At 39.1% G+C, this 330-nt stretch carries 1 protein-coding gene; it reads left to right on the top strand.

Annotation, left to right across the window (positions count from 1 at the left end):
- A partial coding sequence (locus ACJ5GX_RS03525; RefSeq protein WP_495292708.1) for a hypothetical protein occupies positions 1-207 on the top strand: 207 nt, incomplete at its 5' end.
- Positions 208-330 lie beyond the last annotated feature (123 nt).

The following is a 330-nucleotide window of genomic DNA, read 5'->3' as shown; positions in this document are numbered from 1 at the left end:
AAAAAAACAGTAGTGCTAGCTCAAGGCGCAGATGCACCACACATCATGCTAGCCGGTGTTCCCTTGAGCATAGTCGATAAGTTTTGCTACCTGGGGTCGACTGTGTCGAATAATCTCACGCTCGATGCTGAGATCGATCCTGAATTCTCTGATGCAACTTATATTGAGCCGGTGCTACCTGAAATCATAGAGAAAATTATAATGTGAGTATGAAACAACATTTTTATAATTTCATTGTTGCCCGTTTTTTATTCCAGTTTACATAATACTGTATCTTTATTGCAACATTGAAAACAGGTGGCAATGGTAAATATGTCATCATGAATCACC

This window comes from Wolbachia endosymbiont of Tuta absoluta, assembly GCF_059414725.1.
This window is presented reverse-complemented; position numbering and strand designations above follow the sequence as displayed.